The following is a 16,954-nucleotide window of genomic DNA, read 5'->3' as shown; positions in this document are numbered from 1 at the left end:
TTATAAAATCTAAATATAGAAATTATTCTTTTGATTTTGTAAATTTGAAACTAATTCAATGTTAAGCTTCTTTTAGAAATCGGAATGGTTTTTGAAAAAAGCTTTTCGAGTATCTTCAGACATAAAAAAAGAATGCAAAAACCAGCCTTAGATCTTCAAATTTTAACTTTACCAGATAATCCTGGCGTCTATCAATATTATGATAAAGACGGGAAAATCTTGTATGTGGGAAAAGCTAAAAATTTAAAAAAAAGGGTTTCTTCTTATTTCAATAAAATTCATGATACTGCCAAAACTAATGTATTGGTAAAAAAAATCGTGACTATAAAACACATCGTAGTCCCAACAGAAACCGATGCGCTTTTATTAGAAAATAATTTAATTAAAACACTTCAGCCGAGATACAATGTTTTGCTGCGCGATGATAAAACGTATCCATGGATTTGTATCAAAAAAGAACCTTTTTCTAGAATATTTTCAACTCGAAGAATGGTCAAAGACGGCTCGGAATATTTTGGCCCGTACACCAATTTCAAAACGGTACATACGATTTTAGATTTAATCAAAGAATTATATCCGCTTCGAACTTGTAATTTCGACTTGAGTCAATCGAATATTAATTCAGGAAAATTTAAAGTTTGTCTGGAATATCATATTGGCAATTGCAAAGGTCCTTGTGAAGGTTTAGAACCTTTGGAGGAATACCAAAGACAAGTCAATGCGATTCGCGAAATCCTGAAAGGAAATTTCAAAGAAAGTTTAAAGGATTTCAAAAAATTGATGAACAATTATGCGCAGAATCTTCAGTTTGAAGAAGCGCAAAAAATAAAAGAAAAGATTGAGGTTTTAGAAAACTACCAATCCAAATCGACGATCATTAATCCGAAGATTACCAATGTTGATGTTTTCTCGATCGTTTCTGATGAAAGTGCGGCTTTTGTCAACTTTCTTCAGATTTCGCACGGTTCGATTATTCGTTCGCACACTTTAGAAATGAAGAAAAAGCTGGACGAAAGTGACGAAGAATTATTAGAATTGGCAATTGTAGAACTTCGTGAGCGTTTTCAATTATTATCAAAAGAAATTATCGTACCTTTTGAAATGGATTTGGGAGAAAATATCAAAACCACAGTTCCTCAGCTTGGAGACAAAAAGCAGATTTTAGATTTATCGATTCGAAATGCCAAATTTTATCGAATAGAACAATTGAAGCAATTGCAAATTGTAGATCCAGATCGTCATGTTAATAGAATTATGGCTCAGATGCAGAAAGATTTACGTCTTCCTTCTGAACCTCGACATATTGAATGTTTTGATAACTCAAATATTCAAGGAACAAATCCTGTTGCGGCTTGTGTAGTTTTTAAAGACGGAAAACCAAGTAAAAAAGATTACCGTCATTTTAATGTCAAAACCGTTGAAGGTCCGAACGATTTTGCTTCGATGACCGAAATTGTTTATCGCCGTTACAAAAGATTGCTGGACGAAAATGAACCTCTTCCGCAATTGATTATTATCGACGGAGGAAAAGGACAACTTTCAGCGGCACTAAAAAGTATCGATGATTTAGGATTACGAGGAAAAGTTGCCATCATCGGAATCGCAAAACGTCTCGAAGAGCTTTTCTATCCTGGAGATTCAATTCCGTTATATTTGGATAAAAAATCAGAAACTTTAAAAGTAATTCAGCATTTAAGAAACGAAGCGCACCGATTTGGGATCACTTTTCATAGAGATAAACGAAGTAAATCGGCGCTTAATTCCTCGGTAGAAAGCATTCCTGGAATTGGCGAAAAAACCATGACAACATTAATACAACATTTCAAAAGTGTTAAAAGATTAAAATTAGCCACAGAAAAAGAAATTTCAGACGTTATAGGTGTTTCTAAAGCCAAAAAAATTGTCGATTTTTACAAAACCAATTAAAAATTGTATGCGCCCATTCCAGCTGTCCATTTCAAATACTCGGTCAAAAGGATTTTTTTCTAAGTCCAAAAAAGGAGCTTCTTGGGTCGCTCTTTTTTGGCAAGAAAAAATATCCTTTTGTCTCTCGCAGTTTTCCATTTCCATCTGGGGCGTGACAACACTCTTTTTTGTAATGACCTTTTTGTTTTCGCAAAAATCATTTTCTCAGGAAATAAAAAAAGACAGTGTCAAAAGACCTAAAATTGGATTAGTTTTAAGTGGCGGCGGCGCCAAAGGTTTTGCGCACATTGGAGTTTTAAAAGTTTTGGAAGAAGCCGGAATCAAAATTGACTACATTGGCGGAACCAGCATGGGATCAGTAATCGGCGGACTTTATGCTTCTGGTTACAATGCTTCGCAAATTGATTCCATTTTCAAACAAACCAATTTCGACGAATTAATAAACGATTATATTCCGCGTTCTTCTAAGAATTTTTATGGCAAAAAGAACGACGAATTATATGCTGTCGTTTTGCCTTTTAGTAATTTCAGAGTAGGCATTCCAGAAGCACTTTCAAAAGGAATGTACAATTATAATTTATTGAGCAGTTTAACTAGAAATGTGCGTCATGTTCGCGATTTCAATAAACTGCCAATTCCCTTTTTATGTATCGGAACTAATATTGAAACGGGCGAAGAAGTTTTATTGAATAAAGGAAATCTCGTTCAGGCCATGATGGCGAGTGCCGCTTTTCCTTCCCTATTTACTCCTGTAGAAATTGATGGAAATTTGGTAGTTGATGGTGGTGTGGTAAACAATTATCCAATACAAGAAGTTCGAAATCTTGGTGCTGATATAATTATTGGTGTGGATGTTCAGGATGATTTGATGAAAAGAAAAAACCTGAAAAATGCTACGAGAATTTTGGTTCAGATTACCAATCTGCAGTCTATTGAAAAAATGAAAAGCAAAATAAAAGACACAGATATTTACATTAGACCCGATATTCGTGATTTTGGAGTAATTTCATTTGATAGAGGTGAAGAAATCATCCGAAAAGGAGAAGAAGCTGCTTTTGCTGTTTATGAAAAAATCAAATCATTGACAGATGAAAATAATTTTTATAAAAAACCGAAACTGAAAATTAGCACAGATACTCTTCAAATCCAGAATATTAATACAGATAAATTAGAAAATTATACCAAAGAATATATTCGCGGAAAACTTCGTTTTAAGCCTGGAAGCACTATAACTTACGATGGTCTTAAAACCGGAATCAATAACTTAAATGCTACGCAAAACTTTAGCACTATTTCATATTGTCTTCAGCCAAACGGAGACAAAGATGATCTTGATTTGGTTCTAAGAGAAAATCCGACACAAACTTATTTAAAACTGGGACTTCATTATGATGGTCTTTACAAAAGTGCCGTTTTATTAAATCTTACCCATAAAAAGACTTTCTTAAAAAACGATGTTACCTCTCTGGATATCATTTTAGGTGATAATTTTAGATATGATTTTAATTATTATGTTGAAAATGGTTTTAATATCAGTTTTGGTTTCCGTTCTAGATTGAATCAATTTAATCGAAATGTAACTACTAGTTTGAGTGGCGTTCTTAAAGAGAATCCAAACGTCAACCTTATTAATGTTGACTTTATGGATGTGACCAATCAGGCTTATTTCCAGACTATTTTTGTGCAGAAATTTTTAATGGGCGGTGGATTAGAATATAAGTATCTAAAAATTAGTTCGCCAACCCTTACCAACGAAGACAACATAATTGAAAAAAGCAATTATGTTAGTGCCTTTGCCTATTTAAAATACGATTCGCTAGATGAAAAATATTACCCAAGTTCTGGATTATATTTCTCTACAGATTTGCAAACTTATATGGCATCATCAGATTATACTCAGCAATTTAAACCTTTTTCGATTGCGAAAGCCGAAATATCAGTTGTTAGACCACTATTTAGAAAAGCAACTATAAAATTTGGAGCCGATGCTGGATTTAACATTGGCAGTGACAGTGTTCCGTTCTTTGATTTTATACTTGGAGGTTATGGCTACAACAAAATAAATAATTTTAATTATTTCTACGGATATGATTTTCTAAGTATTGCTGGCAACAGTTATATTAAAACTGATATTAATATTGATTACGAAATCTTAAAAAAAAATCACATCAATTTATCTGCTAATTTTGCCAACTTAGGAGATGATATTTTTTCTTCTGTCGATTGGGTCTCTATGCCAAAATATACAGGATATGCAATTGGTTATGGTTTAGAAACCATCATTGGTCCTATAGAAGTAAAACAATCTTGGTCTCCAGAAATGTCAAAAAGTTTTACGTGGTTTAGTATCGGATTTCAATTTTAGTATTAAAATCGAGAATACTTCAATAAAATCTTCTTATTTTTTTACTTCATAAAATTTATATCAAAAAAACTAAGTTATTTTATAGTTATAAATAATATAATTTTTATTTTTACTTCGAAAAAATTACGACATTTGTTATAATGAAAACAAATTGGACAGGTTTATTAGAGTATCTTCAATTCCTCATCAAGAGAAATCCTGAGTAATGGCTCTATCGAATTGAAATAATCAGTCAATTGCAAAAATTGAACTGGTTATTATCTCTGCAATTCAAATTTTCGAATTATCTAATTTACTAATTATCTAATTGAAAAGCCATGCCACTATATCATAAACTTGGGGATTTTCCTCAAAAGCGACACACCCAATTTGAAAAACCAAATGGAGGTTTTTATTACGAACAATTGTTTGGAACCGAAGGTTTTCACGGACATTCGTCGCTATCTTATCACGTACACAGACCAACACAGGTCAAAGAAATTTTAAACTCTTATTCCGTTGAACCAAAAATTGCAATCGGAAAAAATATAAAATCACTTCTTTTTAAAGGTTTTGAATTAAAACCTGAAAATGATTTTCTGGACAGCCGAAAAGCAATGCTTGTCAACAAAGACTGCATTATTGGTTTGGCCGCGCCAAAAGAATCGCTTCGAAATTATTTCTACAAAAATGCCGATGCCGATGAAATGCTTTTCATCCATAGAGGAAAAGGGAAATTAAGAACCATGTTAGGAAATATTCCGTTTGAATATGGCGATTATTTAATAATTCCGCGCGGTATCATTTACCAGATTGATTTCGAAACAGAAGACAACCGATTATTTTATGTAGAATCGTATTCTCCTTTTTATACTCCAAAACGTTATAAAAACCAATCTGGACAGCATTTAGAGCATTCTCCATTTTGCGAGCGAGATTTTATTCTGCCAAACGAATTGGAAACGCATGACGAAAAAGGTGATTTTTTAATTAAAATCAAAAAAGAAGGAATGCTTCACGAAGTGGTTTACGCCACACATCCGTTTGATGTTGTAGGCTGGGACGGCTACAATTTTCCGTACGGATTTTCAATTCACAATTTCGAACCTATAACGGGGCGTGTTCATCAACCGCCTCCAGTACATCAAACTTTTGAAACGGCAGCTTTTGTCGTTTGTTCATTCTGCCCAAGACTTTACGATTATCACCCGAAAGCAATTCCGGCGCCATACAATCACAGCAATATAGATTCTGACGAAGTTCTGTATTATGTAGATGGCGATTTTATGAGCCGTAATAATATTGAGCAAGGTCATATCACTTTACATCCAAAAGGAATTCCGCATGGTCCCGCGCCAGGCGCAATGGAACGTAGCATTGGTCACAAAGAAACTCAGGAATTAGCCGTTATGGTTGATACTTTCAGACCTCTTATGGTTACGGAAGAAGCTATGAGTCTTGATGATGGGAAATATTATAAATCTTGGACGGAATAATTTCAATTTTCTAACGCATTTTTAACGCAAAGTTCGCAGAGGATTTTTCGCAAAGTTTGCAAAGATTTTTGATGGCGTTTTACTCAAATGAGTTCACAAAGCTTTGCGTTCTTCGCGATTTATAAAATCTTACTAATAAAAATCTTTGCGCTCTTTGCGGTAAAAAACAAATTTTAAACACAACATTTCGGAAATATCAGTTATACGATTAACCGATTAAACAAATAAACATCATGAGCAAAGAAGTAAAATCAGTAGAATACGGATTAGAAAAAATATTTGAAGGAGCACAAGATTTCCTTCCGTTATTAGGAACAGATTATGTAGAGTTTTATGTGGGGAATGCAAAACAATCTGCGCATTATTATAAATCTGCATTCGGATATCAATCATTGGCTTATGCTGGATTGGAAACTGGAGTAAGAGACAGAGCATCTTATGTTTTAAAGCAAGACAAAATTAGAATTGTTTTAACTACGCCTTTAACGGCTGATTCTCCAATAAACGAACATTTGAAAAAACATGGTGACGGAGTAAAAGTTGCAGCGCTTTGGGTTGAAGATGCTACAAAATCTTACGAAGAAACGATGAAACGCGGCGCACGTTCTTTCATGGAACCAACTGTTGAAGAAGATGAATTTGGTCAAGTTATCCGTTCGGGAATTTACACTTACGGAGAAACGGTTCACATTTTTGTAGAAAGAAAAAACTATAATGGTGTTTTCTTGCCAGGATATAAAGAATGGAAATCAGACTATAATCCAGAACCAACGGGATTAAAATATATTGATCACATGGTTGGAAATGTGGGCTGGAACGAAATGAATACTTGGGTAAAATTTTACGAAGACGTAATGGGATTCGTGAATTTCTTGTCTTTTGATGACAAACAAATTACTACAGAATATTCTGCATTGATGAGTAAAGTTATGTCAAACGGAAATGGAAGAATTAAATTCCCTATCAACGAACCAGCTGAAGGGAAGAAAAAATCTCAGATTGAAGAATATTTGGATTTCTATGGCGGACCTGGAATTCAACACATTGCCATTGCAACAGATGATATTATTAAAACAGTATCGCAACTAAGAGCACGCGGCGTTGAATTTTTATCAGCTCCTCCTCATACTTATTACCAAGCAATTCCAGAAAGATTGGGTGTTCATATGGACATGATGAAAGAAGATTTAAATGAAATTGAAAAATTAGCTATCATGGTTGATGCTGATGAAGACGGTTACCTTTTACAAATTTTTACGAAGCCAGTTCAGGACAGACCGACACTTTTCTTCGAAATTATTCAAAGAATGGGTGCAAAAGGGTTTGGTGCAGGTAACTTTAAAGCGCTTTTTGAGTCAATTGAAAGAGAGCAAGAATTGCGAGGAACACTGTAAACTGTTAATTTTCATATACAAAACAGTATAATTCTCTAAAAAACGATGCTTTTTTTGCAAATGTTATGTTAAACTTGACTTTGGCTATTTGTTTTTTGAACTTTCTATCTATCTTTGCACTCGCAAATCAGGAAGGGGTGGTTTCCTTCCGAATTGATATAAATTTCATAATTTATAGTTTTTTGGTTAGTTAATAGCATAAAAACTCAGTCATCTTTGACTGAGTTTTTTTGTTTTGGTACATTTGGAATAGAATTTGCATTTATTTACCTTTATAATAAAACGTAAAGATTATACTATGAAAAAGTTCATCCTCATTATATTAGCACTAACAATACTCTCTTTTGCGCCTCAAAAAGAAGATGCTTTCGATACTGGAGAATATTTCAAATTTAGAATACATTACGGAATCGTGAATGCTGGCTACGCAACTCTTGAAGTTAAAGATGCTACCATAAATAATAAAAAAGTATTTCATTCTGTTGGAAAAGGTTTTACAACTGGTATGTCTAAGTTTTTCTTTAAAGTAGAAGATTTATACGAAAGTTATTTTGACAAAGAAACGGGGAAGCCTTATCGTTATGTTAGAAAAATTGACGAAGGCGGTTATACCAAAAATCAAGAAGGCTTTTTTAATCAAAATGAAAATCGAGTTTTAGTAAAAGACTATAAACGTAAATCCGAAAAAACGATTCTAGTATCAGAAGAAGTACAAGACATTGTATCGGCGTTTTACTTTTTGAGAAACCATCCAAATATTGATAAACTAAAATCTGGAGAAGCCATTACAATCGATATGTTTTTTGATGAAGAAATCACAAAATTTAAGTTAAAATTTGTAGGCCGTCAAGATATTACGACTAAATTTGGCACGGTTTCTACTATGGTCTTCAAACCTCTGGTACAGACAGGTAGAGTATTTAAAGAAAAGGAGAGCTTAACACTCTGGATAACAGATGACGTAAACAAAGTTCCTATTAGAATTAAAGCAGATTTAGCTGTAGGTTCACTTAAGGCTGATCTCGATGAATATAAAGGATTAAAAAGTCCACTTAAAGTAAAAAAATAATGAACCCTACAGATAATTCTGAAGCAATTTTAAAAGAAATTGATCTTAAATTTCAAGCCATAAATCAAAAAACTGATGTTCAATTGGAAGGATTGCTTTGGGCTAAACCAATTACATATTGGGATTATATTCAAACTGATGCACTTTTAAATTTACAAATACAACGCACCACACTTCCTGACGAAATGGTTTTTATCATGTATCATCAGGTAAACGAATTAATTTTCAAAATGATTCTGTGGGAAATTGACCAAATTGCAGAAACAGAAAACATCCAAGTAGATTTTTTCAGCGAAAGATTATCAAGAATCACTAGATATTTTGATATGCTTACCAATTCGTTCAGCATAATGGAAAACGGAATGGAAGTAGATCAATACATGAAATTCAGAAATACACTTACTCCTGCAAGTGGTTTTCAGAGTGCACAATATAGAATGATCGAATTTGCTTCGACTGATGTTATCAATTTAACCGACAGAAGATACAAAGCTAACTTTGACGAAAACACTGATTTAGAAACTAGTTTCGAACATCTTTATTGGCAAGCAGCCGGAAAAGATTATCATACAGGTGAAAAATCATACTTGTTAAATGAGTTTGAGAAAAAATATAAAGGGCAATTTTTAAGACAAATGGCTTCGTTTAAAACGAAAAATATTTGGCAAAAATTCACGCAATTACCAATTGAAGATCAACAAAATACAGCATTAATCGCAGCAATGCGTCATTACGATCAAACGGTAAATATTACTTGGGTAATGCAACACCTAAATACTGCTAGAAAATACATTTTAGAAAGCGGAAAAGGAAATGGTGAAGCAACTGGAGGAAGCGACTGGCAAAAATATATGCATCCAAAATACCAAAGACGCATCTTTTTTCCTAAATTGTGGACCGAAGAAGAATTGTCCAATTGGGGGAATGAAAACGAAGAATAATTTCTCCACCAAAAAATCATAAAGTTTGAAAAAAGCAGTCGTAATTTTAATTGTCTTGTTTTCTATTTTTTCTTGTAAAAAAGAAGAAGAAAAAGTAGAAGCCAAAATCACTAAACCAGCAACCAAAAAAATAGAATTCGGTTTTAATTACGCAGATTTTAATGTTGTAAATGATACTATTTCGAAAGGAGATTCTTTCGGTTCGATCATTCAAAGTCAAAATATTGGAGACAAAAAAGTTTTTGATATTGTAGAACAAGTTAAAGATTCTTTTAATGTAAGAAGTATTCGTTACGGCAAGCCTTTTACTTTACTTCGTTCAAAAAACAAAACTAATGATTTACAGGTTTTTATTTATCAGCCAGATGCTTTAAGCTATTATGTTATTGATTTAAGAGATAGCATTGCAAAAGCTTACAAAAAAGTAAAACCGGTTACCTTAAAAAGAAAAATTATTGGAGGCGTTTTAAAAACTTCATTATCTGAAACTTTAGGAGGTGAAGATGTTGAAACAGCATTGGCTGGCAGAATTACAAAAGTATTTTCATGGTCTATTGACTTCTTTAAACTTAAAAAAGGAGATCGCTACGGATTAATTTTTACTGAAAGATTCATCAACGGAAAAACGTATGATGGTGTTGAAGATCTTGAAGCTGCATTTTTTGAATATAAAGGTAAAATCGTTTATGCTTTTCCTTTTGAAAAAGACACTACTTCAGGAAAGATTGAATACTATGATGACGAAGGAAAAACACTTAAAAACTTCTTCTTAAAAACTCCAATCAAATTTAGCCGAATCACTTCAAGATTCACGATGAATAGATTCCATCCTGTACAACATACTTGGAAAGCACATAAAGGAACCGATTATGCAGCGCCAACAGGAACGCCAATTTCTACAACCGCTTCTGGAGTTGTTGAAACTACTGGATATACTGCAGGTAACGGAAATTTCGTAAAAGTAAAACACAACGGAACCTACTCTACTCAATATTTACACATGTCTAAAATCTTGGTTCGCCGCGGGCAGCGCGTTACTCAAGGACAGACAATTGGTTTAGTTGGAAGTACAGGTCTTGCTTCTGGTCCGCATGTTTGTTACCGTTTTTGGAAAAATGGAGTTCAGGTTGATGCTCTTAGACTGAATCTTCCAACAGGAGAATCTTTGACAGGAGGCGACAGGACTCGTTTTATGAAACAGATCGAACCTTTGAAAAGAGAGTTGGATAGTATTGGGAATTTGTAAGAATAAATCTTTATTTTAGCAAAATAAAAATAAAACCAACAACCAATTCTATATGAAATTTAAAAACTTACTTCTGCTTCTTACTTTGGCAGTAAATTTTTCTTTTGCCCAAAACAACATTATAGTAACTAACAATTACGGAAGTAAGAATAGTGAAATTCAGAATTTACTTGATTTTGAAAAAATATATTTTGAGCAGTTCAATTTTGAAGGAAAAGATTTAAAAGGAAAACAATACGTTATTAATCTACAAGAATTTTCAGATGGCAAACTTGTAAATACATCTTTACTTTTTGACGGCAGAGAAACCGATTATTTCAAAATAAAATCGAATAAAGAATCGCTTACTTTTCTATTTAAGATAGCTGATGGAAAATTAAAAACTTATATCAGAGGTGTGAGATTTGGAAGTAAAAAATCGTACTTTAACCTAAAAAGTGATTCTGACGATTATACCTTAAAAGATTTTTTTGGAAATAAAAGAGAATTGAATATTGACGCCAATCAAGAAACACCAATCCTTGCTATTATTACTCCAACCAAACATGCAGATGGAAGTACTTCTTACTGCGAAGTAGTTCAGTCAAACGTTAAACCAGAAAATCTTGGAACACATTTTAGTATTCCGCATTATTTCTTAGTTACAATTCAATTCAAATAAGAAACAGTCATGAAAAATGCGCGTCTTAAAACCATTTACCATGAAACTTTTTCTGGTTTAAAATTATTTTACAGAGACACTACCCTTTCTGAAAATTTGATTTCAAACTATAAAATTGGACAAATAATTCAAGAAAAAGGTTTTACCGATATGACTTCTATGAGCGGCGGTCTTTCGGGAAACTTCAGATATTTGATTGCAAGCGCACATGCTAAAGATTTATCAAAGTTTAATCCTGATTCGGCAAAAATTGGTCATTTTCTTTTAGATTCAATTGCCTATTTTAAAGTATTGGACATGCAGAAAATTGGCGATAAAACACAAATTTTTCTTTTAAATATTCCAGACAACTCGATTTCACTTTTCAAAAATTCATCTTCAAACTTAGAAGAAGAAATTACTGAAAAAGCTCAAAAACGCTTTCGCGAAAAGATCGATGCTGTTTTAATTCCTGAATTACAAACTGAAAATTGGAAAGAAAGAACCAAACTTCCTCTCGGGATGGACGAAAACGGAATTCTATTTTTTGATGATTCTAAAATTAAAATAGAATATCCAAAAAGAATTGATATTGACGTAGCTAAAAAAACTATAGCAATTAACAAGAAACCTTGGTGGAAATTTTGGTAAAACTTAATGAAACAAATTTTATTACTATCTCTCTCGGCAATTACAATTGGATGTTCTAAACCAAAAACTTTTCTCTTAAATGATACTGGGAAAAACAAAAATTATGTTTCAGAATTCGTAAATAATGCTTTTGAACAAAATGAAATAGGCGCTTCACCTATAATTGTAATTAACGGAAAACCTTTAATTTACGATAAAAGCAAAGACACCATAATAGTACCTTTAAAGAAAACAGACATATCTAGTTTAGAGTTTTTAAACAAAAATAGCAGCCGCATAATATATAATGAAAAAGAAAATGATGGCGCAATAATCATAACCAGTAAAATTCAACCTTAGAATCTATAAAACGTTTTCGTAACTAATTGTTATATAATCGCAAACCGTTCTCCTTTTAAAAGTTATTTCAGTATTTTTGTGTTTCAAAAAACAAACTCAATTATAGATCAAATGGCTTTAAACACAACAAACCCAACTGGGACTGAAGCGTGGAAAAATCTACAAAACCACTATAACGCAATTCATAAAACTACAATACAAGAATTGTTTCAACAAGATAGTGCTCGTGCTGAAAAATTCAATTTACAATGGAATGACTTTTTAGTAGATTATTCGAAAAATAATATCAGTCAAGAAACTATTTCTCTTTTATTAGAATTAGCAAATTCAATAGGAGTAAAAGATGCTATCGCACAATATTTTGGAGGAGAATTAATCAACCAAACTGAAAATCGTGCTGTTTTACATACTGCTTTACGTGCTCCAGAATCGGCAGTGATTAAAGTTGATGGAGAAAACGTAATTCCAGAAGTATACGAAGTAAAAAATAAAATTAAAAATTTCACTGACGAAGTAATTTCTGGTCAGAGAAAAGGTTACACAGGAAAAGCTTTTACTGATGTTGTAAATATCGGAATTGGAGGTTCTGACCTTGGTCCTGTTATGGCTGTTGAAGCTTTACAATTTTACAAAAATCATTTAAATCTTCATTTCGTTTCAAACGTTGATGGTGATCACGTAAATGAGGTTATCAAAAGACTAAATCCTGAAACTACTTTATTTGTAATTGTTTCTAAAACTTTTACTACTCAAGAAACACTTTCGAATTCAGAAACTATTAAAGAATGGTTTTTGAAATCAGCAACTCAGGAAGATATCGCAAAACACTTTGCAGCGGTTTCTACAAACATTAAAAATGTAACAGAATTCGGAATTAATCCAGACAACGTTTTTCCAATGTGGGACTGGGTTGGAGGAAGATTTTCTCTTTGGAGCGCAGTTGGTTTGAGCATCGCTTTAGCAATTGGTTTTGAGAATTACAACCAATTATTAGTTGGAGCAAATGAAATGGACGAACATTTCAAATCGGCAGAATTTGACAAAAACATTCCAGTAACTTTAGCTTTATTAAGTGTTTGGTACAACAATTTTTATGGCGCTGAAAGTGAAGCTTTAATCCCATACACTCAATATTTATCAAAACTAGCTCCGTATTTGCAGCAAGCTACAATGGAAAGTAACGGAAAGAGTGTTGGACGTGACGGAAAACCTGTTAATTACCAAACTGGAACAATTATTTGGGGAGAGCCAGGAACAAATTCGCAACACGCTTTCTTTCAATTAATTCACCAAGGAACAAAATTAATTCCAACAGATTTTATTGGATTCGTAAAACCACTTTACGGAAACGAAGATCATCATGATAAATTAATGTCGAACTTCTTTGCACAAACGGAAGCATTAATGAATGGAAAAACAGAAGCACAAGTTCAGGCTGAATTTGACAAACAAGGACTTTCTGCAGAAAAAGCATCTTATTTAAGACCTTTTAAAGTTTTTACAGGGAACAAGCCTACTAACACTATTTTAATTCAAAAACTTACACCAAAAAGTTTAGGTTCTTTGATTGCATTATACGAACATAAAATTTTCGTTCAAGGAGTAATTTGGAACATCTTTAGTTTTGACCAATGGGGAGTTGAATTAGGAAAACAATTGGCTAATTCTATTTTAGATGAAATCAATTCTAAGACTGTTAAAAATCATGACAGTTCAACTTCCTTTTTGCTGAATCATTTCTTGAAAAACAAATAAAAAACAGAAAATTAAATTTTTCATAACATTCTGAAACGCCTTGATTTAACTCAAATTAAGGCGTTTTTTTTACTAAAATACCGACAAAAAGCATAAAAAAACCGCTTAATTGCACGTTTTAGCTTACAAGATAATTAGAAAAATTATATTTTTAACAAAAAACAGCCGAATAAATTTAATAAAACGACATTTTATTTAAAGAAAAAAGAATAATTCATTTTAATACGCAACACAAAAGACAAAACTTTGTTTTCTTAACATTTCGATAACATTATCTGAGTTATTTGTTATAATTTTGCCAAAAACAATTAACTCAATAACAAAATGAAGAAAATGAAAAATTGGTTACTGACCGGACTATTTTTTATGATAGTTTCAACCGTATTTTCTCAAGGAAAAGTTACTGGTACTATTACCGACGGAACAGGTTCATTACCAGGAGCAAATGTAGTGATCAAAGGATCTACTACAGCAACTTCAACAGATTTTGATGGAAAATTTACTCTTAATTCTACATCAAGCACAGGAGAGATCGTTGTATCTTTCTTAGGTTATGACAACCAAACTGTAAAATTTACAGTGTCAAATGGTGCAACTACAAACTTAGGAACTATTACTTTAGTAGCTTCAAATTCTAACGAATTAAGCGAAGTTGTAGTTACAAGTAGCGTTATTGACGTAGCTAAAGACAGAAAAACTCCTGTTGCAGTTTCGACAATTAAAGCAGCTGAAATTCAATCAAAATTAGGATCTCAAGAGTTCCCTGAAATCTTAAAAAGTACTCCATCTGTATATGCTTCAAAAGCAGGAGGTGGATATGGAGATTCAAGAATTGCGATTCGTGGATTTGACCAAAAAAATATTGCAGTTATGATCAATGGAGTTCCAATCAATGATATGGAAAATAGCTCTGTTTACTGGAGTAACTGGGCAGGTATCTCTGATGTAACATCTGCTATGCAGGTTCAAAGAGGTCTTGGAGCTTCTAAATTAGCTATTTCTTCTGTTGGAGGTACAATCAACATTGTAACTAAAACATCTGATATGAAAGAAGGAGGATCTGTTTCTTCAAGCTTTGGTAACAATAATTACTTAAAAACACAAGCTTCTTACAACACAGGAGTTATGAAAAACGGACTTTCAGCTTCTGTTTTATTTAGTAGAACAGCTGGAGACGGATACGTTGATGCTACTGAATTTGAAGGATACAATTATTTCATTGCTTTAGGTTACAAAGCTAGCGATAAGCATAACTTCCAATTTACATTCACAGGAGCACCTCAATGGCACGACCAAAGATCTACATCTCCACTTTTAAGTGATTACATTAAATACGGTAATGGTACTGATCCAAACATCAAATACAACTCTGATTGGGGAATGAGAAATGGTGAAGAATATAATTTAAAAACAAATTATTACCACAAACCAGTAATGTCTCTTAACTGGGATTACGATATCAACTCAACTACAAAATTATCTACAGTAGCTTATGCTTCATGGGGACGTGGAGGAGGTACTACTACAAATGGTGGTATTAGAGGAAACAACGCTTACTCAACAAACAACTCATTAAGAACACCTGATGGTCTTGTGAATTTTGATTTAATCGAAAACTGGAACTCAGGACAAGCTACAACTTTAGGAACAAGAGTTCCAGTAAACGGACAATACGAAAACAGTGCTGATACAGGTAGTAACAGAGTAAATGGTGCAACAGTTATCAATAATACAGCAGGTATTTCTCAAATTGCTTCTGTAAACTCTCACAACTGGTATGGTACAGTAATCAATTTAGACAAAAAATTCTCTGAAAACCTTACATTCGATTTTGGAGTTGAAGGAAGAATGTATCAAGGTATTCACTTTCAAAACTTAATTGATTTACTTGGAGCTGATGTTTACAAAAACACTGCTGACGTAAATAACAATCCTGGTTATTTTAGCACTACTTATGCTCCAAGACCAAATGGAAATCCATTTATTAGTACAGACTACCAAGATAGAATTAACTACTGGAATGACAGTAAAGTTAATTACTATGGAGCTTTTACACAATTGGAATATACTACTGGTAACTTGACGGCTTTCCTTCAAGGAGCTATATCTCAACAAGCTTACCAAAGAATTGACCACTTCAAGTATGCTTATGATAATCCTCTTGCTAAAACAGGTTTCAAAACTATTACTGGTGGAGATATTAAAGCTGGAGCTAATTATAACATTGACGAACACCATAATGTATTTGTAAATGGAGGTATATACTCAAAACAACCGTTTTTCAATGCAGTATACCCTAACAATGCTTCAATTGTTAACCCGAACCTTACAAACGAGAAAATCAAAGCAATCGAACTTGGTTACGGTTTCCGTTCTGGAATCTTTAATGCTAACTTAAATGCTTATTATACTACTTGGGATGACAGATTTACAACTGCAACTGACCAAGCAGCGACTAACCCTAGCGGATATTATACTTTCCAAGGTGTTAATGAAATACATAAAGGTGTTGAGTTAGATGTTACAGCTAAACCAATTGACAAGTTAAAATTAAACGGAATGATCTCTATTGGTGACTGGAAATATAGCGGTAATGCTACAAGTAGCCGTTTTGATGTTGCTAATAACCCAATTGATGGAGACCAACCTTTATACTTGGATGGAGTTAAAGTTGGAAACAATGCTCAAACAACAATGGCACTTGGTGCGGCTTATGAGATCTTAAACGGTCTTAATGTTGATGCAAACCTTAACTACTCAGAAAAATTATACGGAAATATCGATGTAGCTAAATTCTCTGCTGTTGATAACAAAGGCGCTATGGAATTACCAGGTTTCGCAACTACAGATGCTGGTGTATCTTACAAATGGAACATTGCTCCTAAGTTAGGTTCATTAAACTTCAGATTAAATGTAAACAACGTTTTTGATAAAGTTTTCATCAACGAATCATTTACAAACATCTTTGCTGATGACAACATAAGCACTTCAAACCCAGCTTTAGGAACTTATGCTTCTAACGGTCAGCTTTACAACGGAGTTGCTACTGCAAACAAAGTTTACTTTGGTTACGGAAGAACTTGGAACTTAAGCGTTCGTTACGATTTCTAAGAATTTAGAATCTAAATAAATAATAAAAACGGCATTGACTTT

The 16,954-nt window shown here is 33.0% G+C and carries 12 protein-coding genes; all 12 read left to right on the top strand.

The features are described from left to right. Nucleotides 1-132 precede the first annotated feature (132 nt). Nucleotides 133-1,926: an excinuclease ABC subunit UvrC gene (gene uvrC, locus V6624_RS11360; RefSeq protein ID WP_111287450.1), complete on the top strand. Its 1,794-nt coding sequence runs from the start codon at nt 133-135 to the stop codon at nt 1,924-1,926. 172 nt (nt 1,927-2,098) lie between these two features. After that, nucleotides 2,099-4,291: a patatin-like phospholipase family protein gene (locus V6624_RS11355; protein ID WP_239455676.1), complete on the top strand. Its 2,193-nt coding sequence runs from the start codon at nt 2,099-2,101 to the stop codon at nt 4,289-4,291. Nucleotides 4,292-4,608: 317 nt separating this feature from the next. Beyond that, the gene (locus tag V6624_RS11350) at nt 4,609-5,766 is read left to right on the top strand and encodes a homogentisate 1,2-dioxygenase (RefSeq protein ID WP_111287273.1); all 1,158 of its coding nucleotides are present in this window, start codon (nt 4,609-4,611) and stop codon (nt 5,764-5,766) included. A 233-nt stretch (nt 5,767-5,999) separates the two neighbouring features. Then, the gene (gene hppD, locus V6624_RS11345; protein ID WP_111287275.1) at nt 6,000-7,160 is read left to right on the top strand and encodes a 4-hydroxyphenylpyruvate dioxygenase; all 1,161 of its coding nucleotides are present in this window, start codon (nt 6,000-6,002) and stop codon (nt 7,158-7,160) included. A gap of 298 nt (nt 7,161-7,458) precedes the next feature. Then, nucleotides 7,459-8,229 carry a DUF3108 domain-containing protein gene (locus tag V6624_RS11340; RefSeq protein ID WP_111287277.1) on the top strand — a complete coding sequence of 257 codons (771 nt, stop codon included), beginning with the start codon at nt 7,459-7,461 and terminating at the stop codon, nt 8,227-8,229. Further along, nucleotides 8,229-9,170, top strand: coding sequence for a tryptophan 2,3-dioxygenase family protein (locus tag V6624_RS11335; RefSeq protein ID WP_111287279.1), 942 nt, complete (start codon nt 8,229-8,231; stop codon nt 9,168-9,170). The genes V6624_RS11340 and V6624_RS11335 overlap by 1 nt, the downstream gene beginning before the upstream one ends. 25 nt (nt 9,171-9,195) lie before the next feature. Then, nucleotides 9,196-10,416 (top strand): M23 family metallopeptidase, encoded by a 1,221-nt coding sequence (locus V6624_RS11330; protein WP_111287281.1) that lies wholly within the window; start codon nt 9,196-9,198, stop codon nt 10,414-10,416. Nucleotides 10,417-10,468: 52 nt separating this feature from the next. Further along, entirely contained in the window at nt 10,469-11,077 is a 609-nt protein-coding gene (locus V6624_RS11325; protein ID WP_111287283.1) for a hypothetical protein, read from the top strand. Nucleotides 11,078-11,086: 9 nt separating this feature from the next. Further along, nucleotides 11,087-11,707, top strand: a complete 621-nt coding sequence (locus V6624_RS11320) for a hypothetical protein (RefSeq protein WP_111287285.1) — start codon at nt 11,087-11,089, stop codon at nt 11,705-11,707. 6 nt (nt 11,708-11,713) lie between these two features. Then, nucleotides 11,714-12,046 (top strand): hypothetical protein, encoded by a 333-nt coding sequence (locus V6624_RS11315; RefSeq protein WP_111287287.1) that lies wholly within the window; start codon nt 11,714-11,716, stop codon nt 12,044-12,046. Nucleotides 12,047-12,157: 111 nt separating this feature from the next. Then, entirely contained in the window at nt 12,158-13,801 is a 1,644-nt protein-coding gene (gene pgi, locus V6624_RS11310) for a glucose-6-phosphate isomerase (RefSeq protein ID WP_338841794.1), read from the top strand. Nucleotides 13,802-14,134: 333 nt separating this feature from the next. After that, a complete protein-coding gene (locus tag V6624_RS11305; protein ID WP_317048482.1) occupies nt 14,135-16,912 on the top strand; it encodes a TonB-dependent receptor in 2,778 nt (925 codons plus the stop codon). Nucleotides 16,913-16,954 lie beyond the last annotated feature (42 nt).

The organism is Flavobacterium ginsenosidimutans (assembly GCF_037478105.1).
Lineage (GTDB): Bacteria > Bacteroidota > Bacteroidia > Flavobacteriales > Flavobacteriaceae > Flavobacterium > Flavobacterium ginsenosidimutans.
The sequence above is the reverse complement of the archived record's forward strand: the minus strand, read 5'-3'. Positions and strand labels throughout refer to the sequence as shown.

What these genes read in the sequence shown, in the direction of transcription:
- uvrC (WP_111287450.1), top strand. Translation starts at nt 133, where the DNA reads ATGCAAAAACCAGCCTTAGATCTTCAAATTTTAACTTTACCAGATAAT.
- V6624_RS11355 (WP_239455676.1), top strand. Translation starts at nt 2,099, where the DNA reads ATGACCTTTTTGTTTTCGCAAAAATCATTTTCTCAGGAAATAAAAAAA.
- V6624_RS11350 (WP_111287273.1), top strand. Translation starts at nt 4,609, where the DNA reads ATGCCACTATATCATAAACTTGGGGATTTTCCTCAAAAGCGACACACC.
- hppD (WP_111287275.1), top strand. Translation starts at nt 6,000, where the DNA reads ATGAGCAAAGAAGTAAAATCAGTAGAATACGGATTAGAAAAAATATTT.
- V6624_RS11340 (WP_111287277.1), top strand. Translation starts at nt 7,459, where the DNA reads ATGAAAAAGTTCATCCTCATTATATTAGCACTAACAATACTCTCTTTT.
- V6624_RS11335 (WP_111287279.1), top strand. Translation starts at nt 8,229, where the DNA reads ATGAACCCTACAGATAATTCTGAAGCAATTTTAAAAGAAATTGATCTT.
- V6624_RS11325 (WP_111287283.1), top strand. Translation starts at nt 10,469, where the DNA reads ATGAAATTTAAAAACTTACTTCTGCTTCTTACTTTGGCAGTAAATTTT.
- V6624_RS11320 (WP_111287285.1), top strand. Translation starts at nt 11,087, where the DNA reads ATGAAAAATGCGCGTCTTAAAACCATTTACCATGAAACTTTTTCTGGT.
- V6624_RS11315 (WP_111287287.1), top strand. Translation starts at nt 11,714, where the DNA reads ATGAAACAAATTTTATTACTATCTCTCTCGGCAATTACAATTGGATGT.
- pgi (WP_338841794.1), top strand. Translation starts at nt 12,158, where the DNA reads ATGGCTTTAAACACAACAAACCCAACTGGGACTGAAGCGTGGAAAAAT.
- V6624_RS11305 (WP_317048482.1), top strand. Translation starts at nt 14,135, where the DNA reads ATGAAAAATTGGTTACTGACCGGACTATTTTTTATGATAGTTTCAACC.